Origin of the sequence: Microbacterium sp. NPDC058345 (assembly GCF_042723855.1) — a bacterium.
Taxonomy (GTDB): Bacteria; Actinomycetota; Actinomycetes; order Actinomycetales; family Microbacteriaceae; genus Microbacterium.
In genome coordinates this window covers 932,083-951,986 of sequence record NZ_JBHXIG010000001.1, presented here as the reverse complement: position 1 = coordinate 951,986, position 19,904 = coordinate 932,083, and the positions used below count along the sequence as shown (strand labels likewise).

The following is a 19,904-nucleotide window of genomic DNA, read 5'->3' as shown; positions in this document are numbered from 1 at the left end:
TCAGTTCCTTTCGGTGGTGCGCGAAGCGGAGTCGCCGTCCACGGCGACGAGGCGGAAGAGCAGTGCCTGCTCGGGGTACAGCATGGGGGCTTGAAGGCCGACCCGGTTCAGGACGCCCCCGGTCACGGTGAGCGATTCCGTCCACCATGACGGTGGACCGCCGGCCACGGGTACGAGCGCGGACGCGGACAGCTCGATCGGCTCGATGCGGTACGCGAGGTCGTCGCGCAACCCTGGGATGCGCATGCGGCCGGGGTGCACCGCGACGCCCGTGGCCATCGCAACGAACGAAATGATCGCGCGCTTCTGGTCGGGGGCGACGTAGCCGTGAGCCCAGTACGAGTCGTCGGGGTAGTCGATGTGGAAGGCGGTGCCGGAATGGATCAAGCGGCGCTCGGCCTTGTAAAGCTCGATCCAGGCGGCGAGCTCGTCGAGCTCGTCCGGCGACGCCGTACGCAGGTCCCACTCGATCCCGAAGTGACCGAAGAGGGCGGTGGCGGCCCGGAACGCCAGCGCGTGCGTGCGGTGCGTCGTGTGCGCGCGCGGCGCGCCCACGTGGGAGCCGACGAGTTCGGGCGGCAGCAGCAGGCCGGTCCACCGCTGGATCTGCTGTCGTTCGAGCGCGTCGATGCAATCACTGGCCCAGACACGCTGGGTGCGCTCCAGGATCGCCAGGTCGACGCGGCCACCTCCCGAGGAGCAGGACTCGATCTCGAGGTTCGGATGTCGCCGATGCAGCTCGTCCATCAACGCGTACGTTGCGAGAGTCTGGGCGTGAACACGCGGAGCTCCCGTCGCGCGATCGCCGGCCTCGACGAGGTCGCGATTGTGGTCCCACTTGACGTAGTCGATGTCGTACTCGGTGATGAGCGCGCTCATCGACTCGAGGATGTAGTCGAAGGCCTCCGGGATCGTGAGGTTCAGCACCTGCTGCCATCGGCCGCTGATCGGCAGCCGATCGCCCGGGGCGAGGATCCAGTCCGGGTGCGCCCGGGCGAGGTCCGAGTCCTCGTTGATCATCTCGGGTTCGAACCAGAGCCCGAAGTCCATGCCGAGAGACCGCACCGTATCGACCAGGGCGCCGAGACCATCCGGCCACACATCCCGTGCCACCCGCCAGTCGCCCAGGCCGGCTCGGTCACCGCGTCGGTGGGCGAACCAGCCGTCGTCGAGTACGAATCTCTCCACGCCAACGCGTGCTCCCAACCGCGCGAGCTCGGTCAGCGAATCGAGGTCCTGGTCGAAGTACACCGCCTCCCACGTGTTGAGCACGACCGGCCGTGGGGTCTTCGGATGGGCCGGGTTTGTGCGCAGGTGCCGATGGAATGCCGATGCGACCGCGTCGAGGCCGACCCCGTAAGCCGCGTACACAAACGGGGACATGTACGTCTCTCCCGGTTGCAGCACCACCTCGCCCGGCAGTAGGAGCTCTCCGGCGCCGAGAACCCGCGCCCCGGTGAGGCCCATCTCCGCGAAGGTCGCGTGATTGCCGCTCCACGCGTTGTGCACTGCCCATACCTCGCCCGAGCCGAAGCCGAATCCGGGCGTGCCGGCGGCGAGCAGAATGCTGGCGTCCGAGCCGGTCCGCCCCCGCCGTCCCTCGCGCAGGTGCGTCCCCGAGACGAACGGATGCCGTTGTGGACTGCGCTCGCGAAGATGCCGGCCGGTGAAGTCCAGCAGCTCGGCGGCCTCGGCCGGTACCGGCACCGTCAGACGCAGCGCATCCAGCTGATACGGACTGTCGGCGGCGGTGTTCGTCACCGCTGCAGCTAGGCGCAGAAGGCCGGACGGAAGTAGTTCGACGGTCGTAGTCAGAGCCAGCTTCGCCTCGGCATCCGTTCCGTCGACCGTGAGCAACTGCGCGCCGTCGACGCCGCGCTCCTGCCGCCAGTCCACGAGCGTGAACGACGACGAGAATGTCGTCCCATTGCGGTGACCCTCGAGGCCCGGCGTGCCCATCCACCCCGCGGACTGCTCGGGCAGCACCGAGGGCGATCGGCGCACCTCCAGGATGTCGGCGCCGCCCTGGGTCTGCGCAAGGGAAAGCAAGTATCCGTCGTCGTCCGGGGACGCGTCCACGCGTGCCCCCCAGTGCAGGATGCGCGGAATGCCGGAGGACACCTCCAGCACGACCGACGTTTGGCCGGCACTCAGCGTGATCGGCCGCGTTACTGGCTCCCGCGTCGGTACACTCATCCGAACTCCCTCGTCCTGCCGTTCATCTTTCGCGCTGAAACCAGTACAGTCAACCATGCGATATGCCGTTCCGGCCACTTCGGTCGTACCGCGCAACGTCGGGACGCGTTCGAAACAGATCGGAAGAGCCTATGAGCAACGGAAACGCAGAGAGGGAAACGCTGCTTTCGGAATCGTCCAAAGCGGTCGCGGTGGAGATCCTCGTGCACGGTGCGCAGTCGCGGGCGCGATTGGCGCAGCGCATGGGCTTGTCGCCCGCGACTCTTACGCGCTCCGTCCGTCCACTGGTCGACGCCGGCGTCCTGATAGAGGCCGACGCCGTCCGCAACCCGGGTCGTGGCCGTGCCTTCCTACCCCTCGATGTCGTGCCGGAGAGGTTCCGCTTCATCGGCGTCAAGCTCACCGACAAGGCGATCTACGCTGTCGTCACGGACGTCCGTTCACGCGTACTTGACCAAGTGACCGTCGAGCTCCGCTCGCTGCAGGTCGGCGATGTGGTCGACGCAGTCACGGCGGTCGTCGGCGACATCAGATCGCGCAGCGAGCAGCCGGTGACGGCGGTGGGCGTCACCGTCGGTGGCCGTGTCGAGGACGGTGAACTGGTTGCGAACTCGCCCTTTCTGCACTGGCGCGACGTCCCCTTGCGTTCCCTTCTCAGCACCGCGATAGGCCTCCCTGTGCATCTCGACAACGACGTGGTGGGGCTCACCAAGTCGCAGCAGTGGTTCGGGCATGGCAAGGGCTTCTCCAGCTTTGCGCTGCTCACCGTTGGAGCGGGCGTCGGATACGGCCTCGTGATCAACGACGTCATGGTGCCCACCTTCGTGACTCCCGTGAGCCACTACCCGGTGGACCCGTCCGGACCGCTGTGTCCCCTCGGACATCGCGGATGTATGACCGCCTTCCTCTCGTCCCAAAGCATCGCTTCGGCTGTGTCGGCTGCCCACGGTCGCATCATCGGCTACGACGACGTGCTGGAGATGGCCAAGGGCGGTGACCCGACCGCCGTCCGGGTCGTCCGCGAGGCTGCACGAGCCTTGGGTCGGGCCACATCCGCCATCACCGCGCTGACCGGAGTGAGTCGGATCATCCTCTCGGGAGAAGGCGTTCATCTCGTTGATGTCGCGTGGCCTAGCGTCGAGGAAGGCCGGGCGGAGTACGACATTGATCGCGCCCTGCACGGCGAGCTCATACTGCGTCCGATGGATTTCATCGAATGGGCGCGCGGCGCTGCCGTGATCGCCATCCAGCAGGAGTTCCCGGGGACGCAGATGGCGATTCAGTGAACTATGCCAGGAAGATCTTGACAGTTCACGTTTCAGGCTGAAATTATATCGGCGATGAAAGACGGCAGGTCATGACCCGCTTCGAACGCCGCGCCCGGCAACGGCGTACAGGTTCACCCCCGAGCTAAGGAATCGCAATGACGCACAACTCATCCCTCCGTCTGTCCATGGTCGCGGTCGGCGCCGCCACGGCTCTGCTTCTCGCCGGCTGCACAGGGGGCGCTCCCGCCTCCGGCGACGACGAGACGCTGCGTTACCTGATTGAACAGCCGGAGGATCCGGCAGCAGTGGAGGCTCTGCAGGCCCATCTTGACGAGTTCACCGAGGAGAGCGGCATCAAAGTGAAGGTCGAGGCGATGCCGTTCGACACCATGCGCACGGTGCTGCAGACGCAGTTGCGGTCGGGCGATGGGCCGGACGTCTTCAACTGGGGCTCCGGACCCGGGTTCGGTGGCGTTCTCGCCGAGGCCGGACTGCTCTACGACCTCACTGACGCCTACGCCGAGTATGAGTGGCCGATCTACGAGTTCGCCAAGGAGCGGGTCGATTTCGATGGGATGCTGTACGGCATCCCCGGCGAGATGGAAACGATCGGTCTGTTCTACAACAAGGACCTGTTCGCCGAGCTGGGCATCGCAGAGCCGCAGAATCTGGTCGACCTCGAGGAGGCCGCCGCTTTGGTCGCCGAGGCCGGGATCGTTCCCATCGCCGCGAGCGACCAGGAAGGCTGGCAGGGCGGACACCTCCTGAGCATGGCGCTGTCCAGCCGAGTCGGCTCGTCCGGCATGGAGTCTCTCGTCAGCGGCGAGACCTCGTGGAACTCGCCGGACGTCATCGCGTCCCTGCAACTGTGGAAGGACTTCCTCGATTCCGGGTACCTGCCGGAGTTCCCCACGTCGCTCAGCTACGACGGCGCCAACGCGCTGTTCTACTCCGGTGACGCCGCGATGGTGCCCACCGGCAGCTGGCTGGTCGCGGAGATCGACGACAACGTCGACTTCGAGGTGGGCTACATTCCGTTCCCCGCCGAGGACGGTCCGGGGATCTTCGCCGGCGGGCTGGGTTCCGGTCCGATGATCTCAGCCAACACCACCAAGCCTGAGGCCGCCCTCGAACTTGTGAACTACCTGGCTTCCTCCGAGCACGGGCAGTGGACGGTGGAGAACCTCAACGTCATCCCGCCGCAACCGATCGACGCGGAGAGCGTGGACGTGTCGCCCCTGTTCCGTCAGGTGCTCGACGACACCGCCAAGTTCTCCGAAGGCAGCGGCGACTTCGGATTCAACATCGACGTCCTCACGAGCGACGTCTTCAACGAGGCGATGCTCGACGGGATCGCGGCGATCCTCTCCGGTCAATCGACGGCTGAGGACGTGGCTTCGCAGATGCAGGCGGCGTCGGAAAAGTGACCGTTGGGATCTCGCTCGGGACTCAGGCGGTCGCGGAGCCGTCTGAGCCCGTCGCGAAGGCGAAGGGCCGCAGAACGCGCCGGCCGGCGCTCGACACTCCGCCGTCGACACGGCGCGCTCAGATGCGGCTGGGTATCCTGCTGATCGCGCCCCTGATGATCCTCGTCGTCACCTTCTTCATCGTGCCGCTGGGCAGCGCGATCTATTACGCGTTCGTGGACTTCAACGGCGTCAACCCCAATCCGCCGTTCGTCGGGCTCGCGAACTTCATCGAGCTGTTCCAGGACCCGAAGCTGTGGCCGGCGCTGCGGAACAACGCCATCTGGATCGTCATCGGCACGATCTCGCCGTTGCTGATCGGTCTCGCGCTGGCCCTGCTGATGTGGAACGTCGGCCGCGCCGGCGTACTGTACCGAGTCGCCTTCTTCCTCCCGTTCATCCTTCCTCAGGTCGCCGTCGGCGTGGTGTGGGGATGGATCTTCGACCCGGTCCGCGGCTGGCTCAACCAGGCCCTTGAGGCGGTCGGTCTCGGGTTCCTGCGCACGGGATGGCTCGGCAACCCGGACACGGCGCTCTATGCGGTGCTCGCCACGGCGGTGTGGGCGACGTCAGGGTTCATCTTCGTGATCCTCCTGGCGGCGCTGCGGAATGTCGACACGGAGCTCGTGGACGCCTCGCGTCTCGATGGCGCCAACGGCATGCAGCGACTCTGGTACATCATCCTTCCGCAGATCATGCCGGTCTTCCTCATGGTGACCACCATCACCCTCGTGGGCGGTTTCAGCGTGTTCGACATCATCTTCGTGATGACCGGCGGCGGTCCCGCCGGAGCCACCGATGTGCTGGGCACCCTCGCCTACAGCAACGCGTTCCAGCTGAACCGCATCAGCTACGGCACCACCATCGCCCTCGTCATGACGATTCTGGCCATCCCCTTCGCGGTGTGGCTCAACCGACTCCAGCGACGGCTCTCACTGCAGGGGATGGGCGCATGAGCATTCCTGACAACACAGCATCCCCGCGCGTCCGCGCGTGGCGCATGAGCAAGCACGGTCTGCTGATCATGCTGTCGCTGCTGGCGGTGTTCCCGATCATCCTCACCATCTCCACCGCGCTGAAGACGGATGCCGACGTGACGGTCAATCCGTTCGGCCTGTTCTCGTCGTTCTCGTCCGAGAACATCGAGACGGCTTGGGTCGAAGGCAACTTCAGCGACTACGTGCTGAACAGCTTCCTGATCTCGGTGCCGAGCACGATCCTGGTCGTGGTCATCTCCATGATGGCGGGGTACGCCTTCGCGCGCCTGCCGTTCCCCGGACGTGGCTTCGCCTTCTACCTCGTCATGCTGGGCCTGCTCGTCCCCTTCTTCACCTACATGATCCCGCTGTACTTCCAGCTGCGCAGCCTGGGCCTGCTGGACAGCCTGCTGGGTGTCAACCTCGTCCTCGCGACGTCGGGTCTCGCCTTCGGAACGTTTTTCATGAGGGCGTTCTTCTCCGACCTCCCGATCGAACTCGAGCAGGCCGCGCGGATCGACGGCGCCTCGGAATGGCAGATCTTCCTGAAGGTGATGGTGCCGCTGGTGTCGTCGGGCGCCGGAGCGCTGGCGGTGTTCACGTTCCTGCAGAACTGGAACAACTTCCTCGTCCCGCTGCTCTACGTCCCCGGTGGGCAATTCAGACCTCTCACCACCGGGCTCTACCTTTTCCTCGGCGGTCGTTCGATCGACATCGGTCCCCTCGCGGCCGGCACACTCATCACCATCATTCCGGTCATCGTGGTCTTCGTCGTGCTGCAGAAGCAGGTCACGCAGGGATTCCTCTCCGGTGCCGTCAAGGGCTGAGCGCCCGCCCGATCTGAAAGAGAGCTGATGCACGACGTTCTCGACCCCCGCGACTACGTCCCTGACGAAGCCGAGCAGCTGCGACTGAGCGGCTACGACGTCGGCGCGCTGGAAGCCGACGCGCGCGCCGCGGCTCAGCGCGACGACATCTCCGAGCTCCTCAGGATCGAGGAGCAGATGCGTCGGCTCGAACGCGCCGACGGATGGATGTACGAAGAGCCGGACGACGAAGCAGCCCTCGAGGCGCTTTTCGCTGCGGTGCCCAAAGTCGAAGTGGACGCGGGTCGGCTGCCGGATCGCGTGCGGGGCGCCTGGCTCGGCCGCACGGTGGGGAACACTCTGGGGAAACCCGTCGAGGGGCTGACCCGCACAGAGCTCGAGAAATACCTCAAGGCCGCAGGACACTGGCCGTTGCGCGGCTACCTGCCGCTGCTGGACCCGCTTCCCCAGGGCGTCGCCCGCCTTCACCCATCCGCGGCGTCCGCGACGGCGGGCCGCTTCACCGACGTGCCGCGAGATGACGACATCGACTGGACGATTCTCGCGATGCATCTGCTCGAGCGCTATGGCCGCCACCTCACCACCGAGCAGGTCGCCGCGGAGTGGCTCGACCGAGTGCCCTTCACGCAGACCTACACCGCGGAACGGGCGGCCTACCGAAATCTCATCCACGGGGTCAGGCCGCCTGAGACGGCCACCCGCAGCAATCCGTACCGGGAGTGGATCGGCGCCCTTATCCGGGGTGACGCGTTCGGTTTCGCTCTTCCCGGGGACCCCGGCGGCGCGGCTCGACTTGCGCTCGTCGATGCGCGGCTCACCCATACCGCGAACGGCCTGTATGGCGAACTGTGGGCCGCTGCGCTCCTCGCCGCTGCGCTCGCCGCAGTGGATCCCGAGGATGCGATCCGGCGTGCGACGGCGGTGGTACCGGGCACGGCACGACTCTCCGAGGCCATCCACGGGGTGCTGGAGCTGCGCGACCGCGGTGCGACCCGCACTGATGCGCTGGACTGGGTGGACGAGGCGCTGGGACAGTATCCGTGGGTCCACACCATCAACAACGCGGCGCTTATCGCGATCGGTTTGCTGTGGGGTGAAAGCTTCATCGACGCGGTCGGCATCACGATCAGCGGCGGCCGCGACACCGACTCCAACGGCGCCACGGTGGGCTCGGTCTTCGGCGCGCTCCACGGCGCGTCCAGCATTCCGGCGACGCTCGTAGGCACGACGCACGTGCACGTGCGCAGTGCGATCCGCGACTTCGACCGCATCACCATCGATGAACTCACCGAACGTACGATGCGGTTGGTCGAGACGTTCTCACTCGGAGTCGAGCGGGAGCTGAGGTAAGCAGATGCGGTATCCCCCCTTCTCCGTCGTCGGGCACCGTGGTGCCATGGCGCACGCTCCGGAGAACAGCGAGGAGTCCTTCCGTCGCGCTGAGGAAGCCATGGTCAGCGAGATCGAACTCGACGTACGATGCACGAGCGATGACGTCCTCATCGTCCTCCACGACGACACTCTGGACAGGGTGGCGGCGGACCCGCGGGACCGAGGGCTCGGTCCGGTCGCCCTACTGTCGTTCGACGATGTTCGCGCGGTGATCTTGAACTCCGGCCGACCCGTCCTCACGCTGGCGGAAGCATTCGCTGCCACGACCGTGCGCCTGCAGGTCGAGATCAAAGAGCGGCGCGCCGTGCCGGCGTTGGCAGAGTTCATGCGTGCCCACCCCGGCCACGCCGACCGCACGATCTTCACTACGTTCGACGCTACTGCCCTCGAAGAGGTCTCGCGCCTCGCCCCGGGCATCCCGCGCGGCATCATCGTGTCCGACTACCCCGACGGTGCTGAGGCCAGACATGCCATCGACGCGCTGCTGGCCCGTGCGGGCTGCGACATCTTCCACTGCGGCTGGCAGGGACTGACCGCAGAGGTCGTCGATCGTTTCCACGAGGCCGGCCTCGGTGTGCGGGGATGGCCCGTCCGCAACCAGGATGACATGCGCAGAGCCCTCGCTCTCGGGGTGGACGGCATCACGAGCGACGATCCTGAGCAGGCGTGGAGTTGGTACCGCGAAGAGGTGGAACTCGTTCAATAGTCGTACCCGGCGCAGCACATCCGGACCGGTGATCCTCGCCCCGCCGCCTCGAGAGCAGCTAGCTCCGATCTACGACTGGCTCTCGCACGCCGCGTCACTTCGTAGGCCGGTTGTGTCACCGCAACGCGTTCTCGACGAGAAAGTCCTTGACACCGGCATCCGCACGTCCTAACGTACAACCAAATGGTTGTACAAACAGAACTCAGCGAAGCGGAGATCGACCGTGTGTTCCATGCACTGGCGACGGCGACCCGGCGTGACATTCTGCGCCGGACGATCGATCGCGAGCAGTCCGTCTCCGAGCTGGCCCGCGACTACGAGATGTCGTTCGCCGCGGTCCAGAAGCACGTGGCCGTGCTCGAAGAGGCACGGCTCATCGTCAAGCGCGCCGAGGGACGCGAGCGGCTCGTCCGCGCGAACCCCGAGATGATCGCCCGCGCGCGGGCGCTCCTCGCCCGATACGAAGAGCTCTGGCGGGCACGCATCGCCCGGCTCGACGATCTGCTGGCCGAACCGCCGGCATCCGACAAACCACGCAATGAAGCACCGAAACAAGGAGACTGACATGCCTGTCACCGACGTCGCCACCGACACCGAGAACCTGACGATGACCGTCACGGCCGACTTCGCCGCCCCGGTCGAGCGCGTGTGGAGCGCCTACAGCGACCCGCGCCAACTGGAGCGGTTCTGGGGCCCTCCCGGATGGCCGGCGACCTTCACCGCCTGGGACCACACCGTCGGCGGCCGGGCGAACTACACGATGAACGGTCCGCGCGGTGAGCGCTCCTCGGGGTACTGGGAGTTCCTGGCCATCGAGGCGCCGCGGCGCTTCGAGGTGCTCGACGGCTTCACCGACGAGCAGGGCGCACCGAACGAGCAGTTTCCGCCGATGCGGATGGACTTCACCTTCGCACCCACCGCCGACGGCACCCGCATGGTCACCACCAGCCACTTCGTCTCGCTCGAGTCGCTCGAGCAGGTCGTCGCGATGGGCATGGTCGAGGGCACCAAGATGGCGATGGCACAGCTGGATGCCGTGCTGCAGGATCTGCGCGAATACGCCCAGGGCAAGGGCACCCGCGTCGAGCTGCTCGACGACACGCATGTGCGCATCACCCGCCTCGTCGAGGGGCCGCGCGAGCTGGTCTGGCGCGCGCACACCGAGCCCGAGCTCATCAAGCGGTGGATGCTCGGCCCCGACGGGTGGGAGATGACCGAGTGCGAGGTGGGGCTCGCCGCCGGCGATCGCTACCGCAACTCCTGGGCGCCCGTCGGCGACACCGAGGGCGAGCCGTTCGGCTTCGAGGGCGAGATGCTGCTCGTCGACGCCCCGCGTCGGGCGGTGCAGCTCGAGCGGATGCAGGGCACCGACGGCCCCGACGTGCTGAACGACGTGAACTTCTACGAGGAGGACGGCGCGACCCTCGTCACGGTGCTCATGGAGTTCCCCGACAAGGACACGCGTGACGAGATCCTCGCCACCGGCATGGCCGAGGGCATGGAGCAGTCGTTCCGCCGTCTCGAGTCGGCGGTGCTCACCGTCTGACACCGCGGCCAGGCAGAACTGCACAGCGTCGCAAAATCCACGCGGATTCCTGCGACGCTGTGCATTCCTGCGTTCGGGCGGCATCCGGGGGCCGCGAGAGGAGCACCCCTGGGGACGGGCGGCTTCAGGCCCGGCAGAGGTGCGGGTCATAAGGTGGGGCGATGGCCTTCGAATGGGACCCCTGGATCGAAACCGCGGTCGCGCTCGTGATCGCCGTCGTCATCGCCGTCGCCGTGCTCGTCGCGGTGAGACTGATCGTCGCCCTCGTCGGTCGCAGGGTCGAGTGGCTCCGCGACCTGGGCCGACGGGTGCGGACCGCCCTGTGGGCCGCCGCGCTCATCGTCGCCGTCTGGATCGCCTGCGCCGTGTCGGCCCCCGGCGAGCAGAGCTGGTGGCCGGGTGTCTCACGGCTGTTCCTCATCGCCACGATCACCGCCGGCGCCTGGCTGCTCGCCGCGCTCGTGTCGTTCGGATTCGAGACCATCATCGCCCGGGAGGATGCCAGTCTCGGCGTCGAGGGCCGTCGCCGGCGCACCCAGCTGCTCGTGATCCATCGTCTGGTGCTGGTGATCATCGCCGTGATCGCCGTCGGCGCTGCGCTGTTCAGCTTCCCCGAGATGCGGGCGGTCGGCACCAGCCTGCTCGCCTCCGCCGGAATCGCGAGCATCATCGCCGGTCTCGCCGCGCAGTCGATCCTCGGCAACCTCATCGCCGGCATCCAGGTCGCCTTCACCGACGCCATCCGCGTGGGCGACGTCGTGGTCATCGAGGGCGAGTGGGGCCGCATCGGCGAGATCAATCTCTCCTACGTCGTGGTCTACATCTGGGACGAACGCCGACTCGTGCTGCCGTGCAGCTACTTCACCACCAACCCCATCGAGACGTGGACCCGGCGCTCCGACCGGATCCTCGGCACCGTCTACATGGATCTCGACTGGCGGGTGCCGATGGACGCGCTGCGCGCCAAGTTTCAGGAGATCATCGAGGCATCCAGTGCGTGGGATCGCCGCAGCGCGAGCGTCGCGGTCACCGGCTCCGAGGGCGGGCACGTCACGGTGCGCTTCGTGATGTCGTCGAAGAACTCCGATGACCAGTGGACGCTGCGCGTGACCGTGCGCGAGCAGCTGATGACCTGGCTGCAGCGCGAGCATCCCGAGGCGCTGCCGCGCATGCGGGTGTCGACGGACGGGTAGCCGGCGGGTCAGTCGTCGCCGCTGGAGTGCAGGCCCCGTCGCGCCGACAGCAGGGTGATCTCGGGATGCTGCTCCGCCAGCATCCGCTCGGCCTGATCGAGCACGTCGCGCACGTGAGTCGCGTGTGTGGCGACCACCGACACGCCGATCGTGCTGCGTCGGTGCAGATCCTGCGCGCCGACCTCCGCCACGGCGGCCTCGGTGCGCCGGCTGAGGTCGGCGATGATCGGCCGGATCACACTGCGCTTCTGCTTGAGCGAATGCACGTCGCCGAGCAGGATGTCGAACTCGATCCACCCGATCCACACGCGGCCAGTCTGCCACCCCGTGCGTTCAGGTGGCGCGAATGGTCGCCTCAAAGGGGCGGAGGCGGCGAGATGCGCCACCTGAAGGAGCGGGCTTGCCGTGCGGTGCGTTCGGGTGGCGCGAATGATCGCCTCGCGAGGGGTGGATGCGGCGAAGTGCGCCACCTGACGGAGCGGGCTCGCCGTGCGGTGCGTTCGGGTGGCGCGAATGGTCGCGTCGCGGGGGGCGGATGCGGCGAGATGCGCCACCTGAAGGAGCGGACGCGCCGTCAGATCAGCCGGCGCAGCGCCTCCTCGAGCGAGATGCCCTGCGCGTCGGCGCGATCGCGCAGCCGCGCGTGCTCGGCGGCGGTCAGCGCGAGGCTCAGCTCGATGGGATCGGATGCGGCGCCGCCGTCGAGTCCGTCGAGCAGGTCGGAGGCCTCGGCCCAGAGCGGAGTGGATGCCGGATGCGGCGCCGCACCGGCGGGCTCGGCGACCCCGGTACCCGAAACCTCGCCGCCCGCGGCGGCGACCACGGCGGCGCCGGCGACGGCTGCCCCGGCATCCGAGGCGCTGAGGAAGCCGGGACCACGGCGCGGCTCCTCACCCTGCTGATACGCCTTCGCGGCGGCGTTCGCCCGTTCGTCGGCGGCTTCGTTCAGCGGATGTCCGGCGTGACCCTTCACCCACGAGAACGACACCGCGCGTCCGCGCATCGCCTCGTCGATGCCCTCGAGCAGGTCGCGGTTGAGCACCGGCCCGCCGTCGGACTTGCGCCAGCCCCGGCGCTTCCATCCCGGCATCCACTTCGTCACCGAATCGATCACGTAGCGGCTGTCGCACTCGATGACGAGCTCCTCGTCGGTGCCGGCGGTGGCGCGCAGCAGCTCGAGCACGGCCTTCAGCTCCCCCTGATTGTTGGTGCCGTGCGGTGATCCGCCTGCCGCCCAGCGGTCGTCGTCGATGTACCAGGCCCAGCCGTTCGGTCCCGGATTGCCGAGGGCGGAGCCGTCTGCGGCGGCGGTGATCGTCATCCCTCCACCGTACGGTGTCGCGCCGCCGTGTCCGTGCGAGTGCCGCGGCATCGGCGTTCCGCACCGGCTGCCTGTACCGTCGAGGGGTGACCGCCTTTCTCGTCAAGATCGCCCTGGTGCTGCTCGCGGTGGCGCTGGTCGTCGTGGTGGTCGCACGAGCGCGCAAACGGCCGAACCGCTCGAAGGAGCATCCCGACCGCATCCGCATGCCCCGGCTGGTCGTCATGATCGGCGCCGCCGTGCTCGTCGTCGGCTTCTTCATGGGGCTGATGGCGTTCACCGCCGAGGAGAACCCGCAGACGCCGGGCGCTCTGCTGCCGATGCGGATCGCCGCCGTCGTGATGTTCCTGGTGGGCGGGCTGTTCGTGGCGATGTACCTCAACTGGTACGTCTCGCCGGGGCTCGACGAGGTGCGATTCCGCAGCGTGCTCGGGCGTGAGAAGACGATCGCCTACGCCGACATCGTGGACTACCGGACGACGTCGGCGAACGGGCAGCCGAGGCTGCGCATCCGCGCCGCCGACGGAACGAGGCTGGCTCTCAACCCCGCGACGTTCGACATGTCGCCGCTGATGACGGCGATCGCCTTCAAGGAGCGCACCGGCCGCTGGCCGCTGCGCGGCGAAGCGCGCTGACGGCGCGGCCGGGGCGGCTCAGGCGGCGCGGAACGTGAAGAACGCCTCGACGCCGCCGTGGTTCACCACGCCTTCGCCTGTGCTGAAGATGCGCGCGGATGTCGTCGCGCCGCTCTCGACGAAGACGTATCCGGTGTGCTCGAGTCGCCAGCCGACCTTCTCGACCTCGCTGAGGAACCAGCCGACATGATCGTCGCGCAGCATGCGGTTGTCGGCAGACCCCCACGACGAGCTGTCGCCGGTGAGTTGGGCGATGTCGAACTGCAGGTGCAGCAGGGCGTCGCCGCGGGTGCGTGCCTCGCTCGCGAGCTGCAGCAGGCGGGCGGCTTCGTTCTGGGTGGGCATGGGGCGAGTGTAGAGGGTCAGCCCTCGGCATCCGCCTCGTCGGCATCCGCCTCGTCGGCATCCGGATCGCGGCCGGGCTCACCGTCGGTGGCATCGGCGGCCTCGGGCGCGGGCGGCGCGACCGGGAACACCATGGTGGAGTACTTCGCGCCGACGCCGATGTCCATCAGATCCATCGCGGGCGCGTCATCGAGCCGCTCGGCCGGGTTCTCGATGTCACGCGTCTCCGACGGCAGACCCGCCCACGCGTTCTGCTCTTCCTCCGGTCGCTGCTGGAACAGTCCCATACGTCCATTGTCGCGCTGGATGCCAGGTGCGCGGCACCGATGCCGGTCAGAAGTCGGCGATCACGAGCTTCTTCATCTGCAGCATGCGCTCGTAGGCGCCGGGCCGGGCCATCAGCTCGGCCATGTCGTCCGGCACGATCTGCCAGCTGACGCCGAAGCGGTCGGCCAGCCAGCCGCACTGCTCGGCCTCAGGGACGGCCGAGAGCGCATCCCAGAGCCGGTCGATCTCGGCCTGATCGCGGCAGCGCACCTCGAGCGAGACCCCGGGGGAGAAGCCGAAGTCGTGGGCGACGTTCGAGTCCATCATCGCGAACCACTGCTCACCGATGCGGAACTCCCCGAACATGACGCTTCCCGCGGCGGCGGTGCCGGTCTGCTGTGCGTAGTCGACCACCGTGCCGAGCGCCGCGTCGTCGAAGAGCGAGGTGTAGAACTCCGCGGCCTCACGCGCCCTGTCCTGCACGTCGCCGGCGAACATGATCTGCGGGATCACGAACGGGCGAGGCTCGCCAGAGGGGTCGGTCAGCATGAGCTGCCAGCTCACGCCGTAGCGATCCTGCACCCAGCCGTACCTCGGGCTGAACGGATACTCGTCGAGCGGCATCAGCGCCGCACCGCCGTCCGACAGGGCGGTCCATGCCGCATCGATCGCCGTGCGGGCGCCCTCCTCGCCGCCGAACGCCAGCGGATCGAAGTTCAGCAGGAACGAGATCGACGGATTCGGCCGGAACTCCGGGCCGGCGTTGATCAGGCTGATCCGCATCCCGTCCACGACGACGTCGACCACGAGCGGCTCGCCCGCGAAGCCGGCCTGCCAGTCGGGCACCTCGTCCGGATACCGGGCGACGACCTCGGTCGTCGTATGCGGCAGCGCGGAGGCGTAGAACGACCCGGCCTCCTCGGCGTTCCGGTCGAACCAGAGATTGGGCACGATCTTCTGCGACATGGTCGCTCCTTCCGTTCAGCTTCGGGGGACGTCCGGTTCGGCGTGGGGTCCGCCACGCGCGGTGCGCGGCTCACCGCCGCCACGCGAGGTTCGCGGCTCGTCGTCTCTGCTGCCGGCCTCGCGCACCGCCTCGACCAGCTCGCGCCACGCTCCGGTCAGCGCGGACTCGGGCAGTTCCCGCTCCAGATCGGCGGCGGGCGTGCGGGCGCGCACGGTCCAGATGAAGCGGTCGGCCCCGGCATCCGGATGCTCGGGCGGAGCGTCCCACGGGCAGCGATCGACGAGAGTGGTCCACCGTGATTCCTCGACCGGATCGGGCTCCACGCGCCAGCGCCGGCTGATCCCGGCGAAACCGCCCGAACGCACGACGATGATCAGCACCCCGGCGGCCTCGCCTCGCGGTGCCTCGCTGTCAGCGCTGTTCTCGTGCTCCGGCATCCTCGATCACTCCGACGGCGATCCACGCCTCGCGCACCGCCGACTCCACGGTAGACCCGAGACCACCCGCCGCCGCAAGAGTCGCCTCGGCGAACTCGGTGAACGTCGCCGTGGCGGAGAGCCCGCCGGTCAGCGCGCGGTACCACACCGTGCCGGCGTCGCCCCAGGCGTTGCCGCCGAGCGTGGTCGCGGTGAGGGCGAAGGCGCGGTTCGGGATGCCGGAGTTGATGTGCACCCCGCCGTTGTCGTCCTGCGTCTGGACGTAGTCGCGCATGTGTGCGGGCTGCGGGTCCTTGCCCAGTTCGTCGTCGTCGTAGGCGGTGCCCGGCTCGATCATCGAGCGAAGCGCGCGGCCCTGCACGGCTTCGGTGAAGATCCCCTCGCCGACCAGCCAGCTCGCCTGGTCGGCCGTCTGCCCTTTGAGGTGCTGTTCGGTGAGCGCGCCCAGCACGTCGGCGATCGACTCGTTCAGGGCGCCGGACTGCCCGCGGTACTCGAGACCGGCGGTGCTCTGGATGACGCCATGCCCGAGCTCGTGCCCGATCACCGACACCGACCCGGTGAAACCGCGGAACACCTCGCCGTCGCCGTCCCCGAACACCATGCGGGAGCCGTCCCAGAAGGCGTTGTCGTAGTCCTCGCCGTAGTGCACGACCGCGTTCAGCGGGGCTCCGGCGCCGTCGAGCGAGTCGCGCTGAAAGGCCTCGAGCAGCATCGCGAAGGTCGCGCCGAGCCCGTCGAACGCCTCGTTGACGGCGGTGTCCGTCACGGGCGGATCATCTTCGGCGCGCACGATCACGCCCGGCAGCTGCTCGGTGTTCTGCGCATCGAAGATCGTGCGGGTGGGCGCGGCCTGCACCTCGGCGACGAGGTCTCCGTTCTCGTCGATCGACAGCTCGAGCGTGGAGTGGAACACCGGGCGGCCGGCGATCAGCGTCTGCCGCGCCGCCTCGGCCGCGCGGGGGAACCGGCCCGACTCGGCCAGCCGTGCGAGCAGGTAGCCGGGCACGATGCCCTGGATCTCGTGTGTGCCTGCCATCATGCCCGCCCTCCGGTCTCGCCTGCCTGCGACCCTACGCCGGGGCGCCGACAAAGTCACAGGGGCGCGAGCCCGGGTGACGCGACACACGCGTGGGGCGCCGCTTTCGTCGGTGATAGGACTATCTTTACGTCACCACCGAAATAAGACCCGCGAGGACACCGTGCGCACGTTGACCCAGGCCCCCCATTCCGCCGGTGAGCTCTTCCGGCTGGTCCGCACCGGTCAGGCGCGCTCCCGCGCGGATCTCGCCCGGCTCACGGGCCTGTCACCGTCGACCGTCGCGTTGCGGGTGGAGGAGCTGGTCGCGCACGGCTACGTCGAAGAGGTCGGGCACGGCGAATCGAGCGGTGGGCGTCGACCGCGAGCCCTCGGCGTCCGGGCCGACGAGAGCGTCGTCGCCGGCGTCGACCTGGGCGAGAGCCACGCCACCATCGCGCTGCTCGACCGACGAGGCGAGATCGTGGCGTCGACCGTCGACAGCGTGACGCTGCTCGACGGTGTGCGCAGCGTCGTGGTGCAGGTCTGGGAGAGCATCGTCCGCTTGGCCGAGCAGCACGGTGGGGTACGCGTGGAGGGCATCGCGATGAGCCTCCCCGGCCCGGTCGACGCGCGGACGTCTCGGCTGCTGGCGCCGATGCGGATGCCGGGGTGGAACGGTGTCGACGTGGGCGAGGTGCTCGGTTCGGTGACCGGACTGCCCTTCCTCATCGACAACGACGCGAACGCCATGGCGGTGGGGGAGTACGTCGAGCGCGGAGGAGTCCACGAGCAGCTGGTCTTCGTCAAGGCCGGCAGCGGGATCGGCTGCGGCATCGTCGTCGACGGATCGGTGTACCGCGGCTTCCGCGGCGTCGCCGGCGACATCAGCCACGTCGCACTGCACGGCGCACCGCCGGTGAGCTGCTCCTGCGGCAGGGTCGGCTGCCTGGACGTGGTGGCCAGCGGCACGGCGATCGTGGACGCGTTGAAAGAGGCCGGCGAGCCGATCGACAGTCTCGAGCAGGTGCTCGAGCTCGCTCAGAACGCCCATCCGAAGGCGACGGGTCTGCTGCGCGAGGCGGGGGCGCGTACCGGCGAGGTGCTCGCCACCATCATCAACTTCTTCAACCCGCAGGCGCTGATCGTGGGCGGTCGGCTGGCGACCGCAGACGCCTTCGTCGCCGGCATCCGTCAGGCCCTGTTCACGCTGTGCCTGCCCATGTCGACCGACACGCTCGAGATCGAGGTGAGCCGCGCCGGGGTGCTGGCGGGTGCACGCGGCGTCGGCTGGGAGCTGCTGGACAGCATTCTCGATCCGGCCCGGATCGACGCCGCGCTACGGATCGCATAGCGCCCGCCTGGGCCACTGCCGCCCGTCAGCGCACCGGAGCATTCTTCGCCGTCGAAGCAAGTGTGTTATCTAAACGTGATTGCCGTGCCTTTGTAGCACTACTTCATTCGGAGATAATTCAAAGTACGTCACAATCCGAAGGAACGATCCTTCGGCGCGACGTCCTTACAAGGAGGTTTTGATGCGCACTCAGACGCTGCGCGGCCGGATGCTCGCCCCTCTCGGCGCGCTCGCGGTGGCCGCGATCGCTCTGACCGGCTGCCAGGCCGCTCAGGGAGGCGGCGGTTCCGCCGCGGAGAAGGACACGGTCAGCTACGCCCTTCCCGTCGGCACCGGCCCGAACTGGATCCTGCCGATCTCGGCTCCCGACAAGATGGCGACCCACAACAGTGCCATCAAGGCGACCATGTGGCCGCGCCTGTTCGAGTACAACGGCCAGTCCGGCGACATGGGCTGGGACAAGGAGGGCTCGGCCGCCGAGTCCTACGAGTTCTCCGAAGACGGCAAGACCATCACCATCACGCTCGGCGACCTCACCTGGTCCGACGGCAAGCCCGTCAGCACGCGCGACGTCGAGTTCTGGTTCAACCTCGTCAAGGCGAACGCGGAGCGCACCGGCGGATACTCCGAGGGGAACATCCCCGACAACGTGACCGAGTTCACCACGATCGACGAGAAGAAGTTCTCGCTGACGATGGACAAGGTCTACAACCAGGACTTCCTCGTCGGCAACCAGCTGACCCTCGTCTACCCCATGCCTCAGCACGTCTGGGACAAGACCAGCGACGACGGCGAGATCGGCGACCACGACCGCGACCCCGAGGGTGCCGTGCAGGTCTTCGACTACCTGTTCTCGCAGGCCGAGGACATGAAGACCTACGCCACCAACCCGCTGTGGAAGACGGTCTCCGGTCCCTACACGGTCAAGAGCTGGTCGGACTCCGGACTCGTCGAGCTCACGGCGAACGACAAGTACACCGGTGAAGACGAGGCGCAGATCGAGAACGTGCGCTTCCTGCCGTTCACCTCGGCCGACGCCGAGATGAACGTCGTGCGCTCGGGCGAGGTCGACTACGGGTACATCACCGCGTCGCAGCTGACCAACGAGAAGCAGTTCACCGACCTCGGCTACGACATCCAGCCCTGGGCCGGATGGTCGATCACCTACATGCCCTACAACTTCGCCGGCCCGCACAAGGAGCTGTTCAGCCAGCTCTACGTGCGTCAGGCTCTGCAGCACGCCGTCGACCAGGAGACCATCTCCGACGCGATCTGGCACGGCGCAGCGACGCCCGACTACGGACCCATCCCGCAGACGGTGCCGTCGGACCAGCTCTCCGACGCGCAGGCCGACAACCCGTACCCGTTCGACCTGAAGAAGGCCGAGCAGCTGTTCACCGACCACGGCTGGGAGAAGAACTCCGACGGCGTGTTCGAGTGCGCCTCGGCCGGCACGGGCGACGACCAGTGCGGTGAGGGCATCGAGACCGGCGATCTCGCCGAGTTCGTGATCACCACGCAGAACGGCTCGCAGGAGACCGACAACACCATGGCCGAGATCCAGTCGTCGCTGGCGAAGGTCGGCGTCAAGGTGACCGTCGACGCCAAGCCGCTCGACAGCGTGCTCACGCAGGCGCAGGAGTGCAAGACCGGCTCGACCTGCACATGGGACCTCGTCTTCTTCGGCACCGCCGGCAGCTGGTACTTCAGCCCCTACGCGACCGGCGAGCGCCTGTTCGCCAAGGAGACGAAGTGGAACGCGGGTCAGTACTTCAACGCCGAGGCGGAGGAGCTCATCCAGGAGATGATGTTCTCGTCCGACCCCGAGATCAGCAAGCAGTACTCCGAGCTGCTCGCGAAAGATCTGCCGGTGATGTGGATGCCGAACCCGGTGTACCAGGTCTCGGTCGTGCGTGACGGCCTCGAGATCGGCACGCAGGACCCGGGTGGCAACTTCATGCCGCAGCGCTGGTCCTGGAAGTAAGCAGG

At 67.8% G+C, this 19,904-nt stretch carries 20 protein-coding genes; 12 read left to right on the top strand and 8 right to left on the bottom strand.

All coding sequences use genetic code 11. The features are described from left to right. Positions 1-2,196: an alpha-galactosidase gene (locus ACFWH5_RS04455; RefSeq protein WP_378832208.1), complete on the bottom strand. Its 2,196-nt coding sequence runs from the start codon at positions 2,194-2,196 to the stop codon at positions 1-3. Between the two features lie 131 nt (positions 2,197-2,327). On the opposite strand from ACFWH5_RS04455, the gene ACFWH5_RS04450 reads away from it, so the two are divergent. The 9 genes from ACFWH5_RS04450 to ACFWH5_RS04410 all read left to right on the top strand — a co-directional run bounded on the left by ACFWH5_RS04450 (position 2,328) and on the right by ACFWH5_RS04410 (position 11,571). Continuing rightward, complete coding sequence (locus tag ACFWH5_RS04450; protein WP_378832206.1) at positions 2,328-3,482, top strand: ROK family protein; 1,155 nt, start codon at positions 2,328-2,330, stop codon at positions 3,480-3,482. A 137-nt stretch (positions 3,483-3,619) separates the two neighbouring features. Beyond that, positions 3,620-4,891 (top strand): ABC transporter substrate-binding protein, encoded by a 1,272-nt coding sequence (locus tag ACFWH5_RS04445; RefSeq protein WP_378832204.1) that lies wholly within the window; start codon positions 3,620-3,622, stop codon positions 4,889-4,891. Further along, positions 4,888-5,886, top strand: coding sequence for a carbohydrate ABC transporter permease (locus tag ACFWH5_RS04440; RefSeq protein ID WP_378832201.1), 999 nt, complete (start codon positions 4,888-4,890; stop codon positions 5,884-5,886). The genes ACFWH5_RS04445 and ACFWH5_RS04440 overlap by 4 nt, the downstream gene beginning before the upstream one ends. Next, positions 5,883-6,734: a carbohydrate ABC transporter permease gene (locus ACFWH5_RS04435; RefSeq protein WP_378832199.1), complete on the top strand. Its 852-nt coding sequence runs from the start codon at positions 5,883-5,885 to the stop codon at positions 6,732-6,734. Before ACFWH5_RS04440 ends, ACFWH5_RS04435 begins: the two co-directional genes overlap by 4 nt. A gap of 27 nt (positions 6,735-6,761) precedes the next feature. After that, positions 6,762-8,084, top strand: a complete 1,323-nt coding sequence (locus ACFWH5_RS04430) for an ADP-ribosylglycohydrolase family protein (RefSeq protein WP_378832197.1) — start codon at positions 6,762-6,764, stop codon at positions 8,082-8,084. 46 nt (positions 8,085-8,130) lie between these two features. Continuing rightward, positions 8,131-8,832 (top strand): glycerophosphodiester phosphodiesterase, encoded by a 702-nt coding sequence (locus tag ACFWH5_RS04425; protein WP_378832195.1) that lies wholly within the window; start codon positions 8,131-8,133, stop codon positions 8,830-8,832. A gap of 183 nt (positions 8,833-9,015) precedes the next feature. Beyond that, on the top strand, positions 9,016-9,396 hold the full coding sequence (locus ACFWH5_RS04420; protein WP_378832193.1) for an ArsR/SmtB family transcription factor: 381 nt from the start codon (positions 9,016-9,018) through the stop codon (positions 9,394-9,396). Position 9,397: 1 nt separating this feature from the next. Beyond that, the gene (locus ACFWH5_RS04415; protein ID WP_378832190.1) at positions 9,398-10,378 is read left to right on the top strand and encodes an SRPBCC domain-containing protein; all 981 of its coding nucleotides are present in this window, start codon (positions 9,398-9,400) and stop codon (positions 10,376-10,378) included. Between the two features lie 161 nt (positions 10,379-10,539). Beyond that, positions 10,540-11,571 (top strand): mechanosensitive ion channel family protein, encoded by a 1,032-nt coding sequence (locus ACFWH5_RS04410; RefSeq protein ID WP_378832187.1) that lies wholly within the window; start codon positions 10,540-10,542, stop codon positions 11,569-11,571. An 8-nt stretch (positions 11,572-11,579) separates the two neighbouring features. On the opposite strand, the gene ACFWH5_RS04405 is transcribed toward ACFWH5_RS04410, so the two are convergent. After that, the gene (locus ACFWH5_RS04405; protein ID WP_378832185.1) at positions 11,580-11,879 is read right to left on the bottom strand and encodes a DUF503 domain-containing protein; all 300 of its coding nucleotides are present in this window, start codon (positions 11,877-11,879) and stop codon (positions 11,580-11,582) included. Positions 11,880-12,145: 266 nt separating this feature from the next. Continuing rightward, on the bottom strand, positions 12,146-12,892 hold the full coding sequence (locus tag ACFWH5_RS04400; RefSeq protein WP_378832183.1) for a ribonuclease H: 747 nt from the start codon (positions 12,890-12,892) through the stop codon (positions 12,146-12,148). 86 nt (positions 12,893-12,978) lie between these two features. On the opposite strand from ACFWH5_RS04400, the gene ACFWH5_RS04395 reads away from it, so the two are divergent. Continuing rightward, complete coding sequence (locus tag ACFWH5_RS04395) at positions 12,979-13,527, top strand: hypothetical protein (protein ID WP_378832180.1); 549 nt, start codon at positions 12,979-12,981, stop codon at positions 13,525-13,527. Positions 13,528-13,545: 18 nt separating this feature from the next. Here the strand turns inward: ACFWH5_RS04395 and ACFWH5_RS04390 are convergent, their stop codons facing one another. From ACFWH5_RS04390 to ACFWH5_RS04370, 5 genes are read right to left on the bottom strand one after another with little or no spacing between them, the layout of a single operon-like run. Further along, the gene (locus ACFWH5_RS04390) at positions 13,546-13,872 is read right to left on the bottom strand and encodes a hypothetical protein (RefSeq protein ID WP_378832179.1); all 327 of its coding nucleotides are present in this window, start codon (positions 13,870-13,872) and stop codon (positions 13,546-13,548) included. 17 nt (positions 13,873-13,889) lie between these two features. Continuing rightward, entirely contained in the window at positions 13,890-14,159 is a 270-nt protein-coding gene (locus ACFWH5_RS04385; RefSeq protein WP_378832178.1) for a hypothetical protein, read from the bottom strand. A 46-nt stretch (positions 14,160-14,205) separates the two neighbouring features. Continuing rightward, complete coding sequence (locus ACFWH5_RS04380; RefSeq protein WP_378832176.1) at positions 14,206-15,105, bottom strand: VOC family protein; 900 nt, start codon at positions 15,103-15,105, stop codon at positions 14,206-14,208. A gap of 15 nt (positions 15,106-15,120) precedes the next feature. Further along, on the bottom strand, positions 15,121-15,543 hold the full coding sequence (locus tag ACFWH5_RS04375) for a protealysin inhibitor emfourin (RefSeq protein ID WP_378832174.1): 423 nt from the start codon (positions 15,541-15,543) through the stop codon (positions 15,121-15,123). Further along, complete coding sequence (locus ACFWH5_RS04370) at positions 15,518-16,582, bottom strand: M4 family metallopeptidase (RefSeq protein WP_378832171.1); 1,065 nt, start codon at positions 16,580-16,582, stop codon at positions 15,518-15,520. The genes ACFWH5_RS04375 and ACFWH5_RS04370 overlap by 26 nt, the downstream gene beginning before the upstream one ends. A gap of 163 nt (positions 16,583-16,745) precedes the next feature. Between ACFWH5_RS04370 and ACFWH5_RS04365 the strand changes: the two genes are divergently transcribed. Together ACFWH5_RS04365 and ACFWH5_RS04360 are read left to right on the top strand one after the other, a co-directional pair. Then, entirely contained in the window at positions 16,746-17,915 is a 1,170-nt protein-coding gene (locus ACFWH5_RS04365; protein WP_378832168.1) for an ROK family transcriptional regulator, read from the top strand. Positions 17,916-18,096: 181 nt separating this feature from the next. Next, complete coding sequence (locus ACFWH5_RS04360) at positions 18,097-19,899, top strand: peptide ABC transporter substrate-binding protein (RefSeq protein WP_378832166.1); 1,803 nt, start codon at positions 18,097-18,099, stop codon at positions 19,897-19,899. Positions 19,900-19,904: the final 5 nt, after the last annotated feature.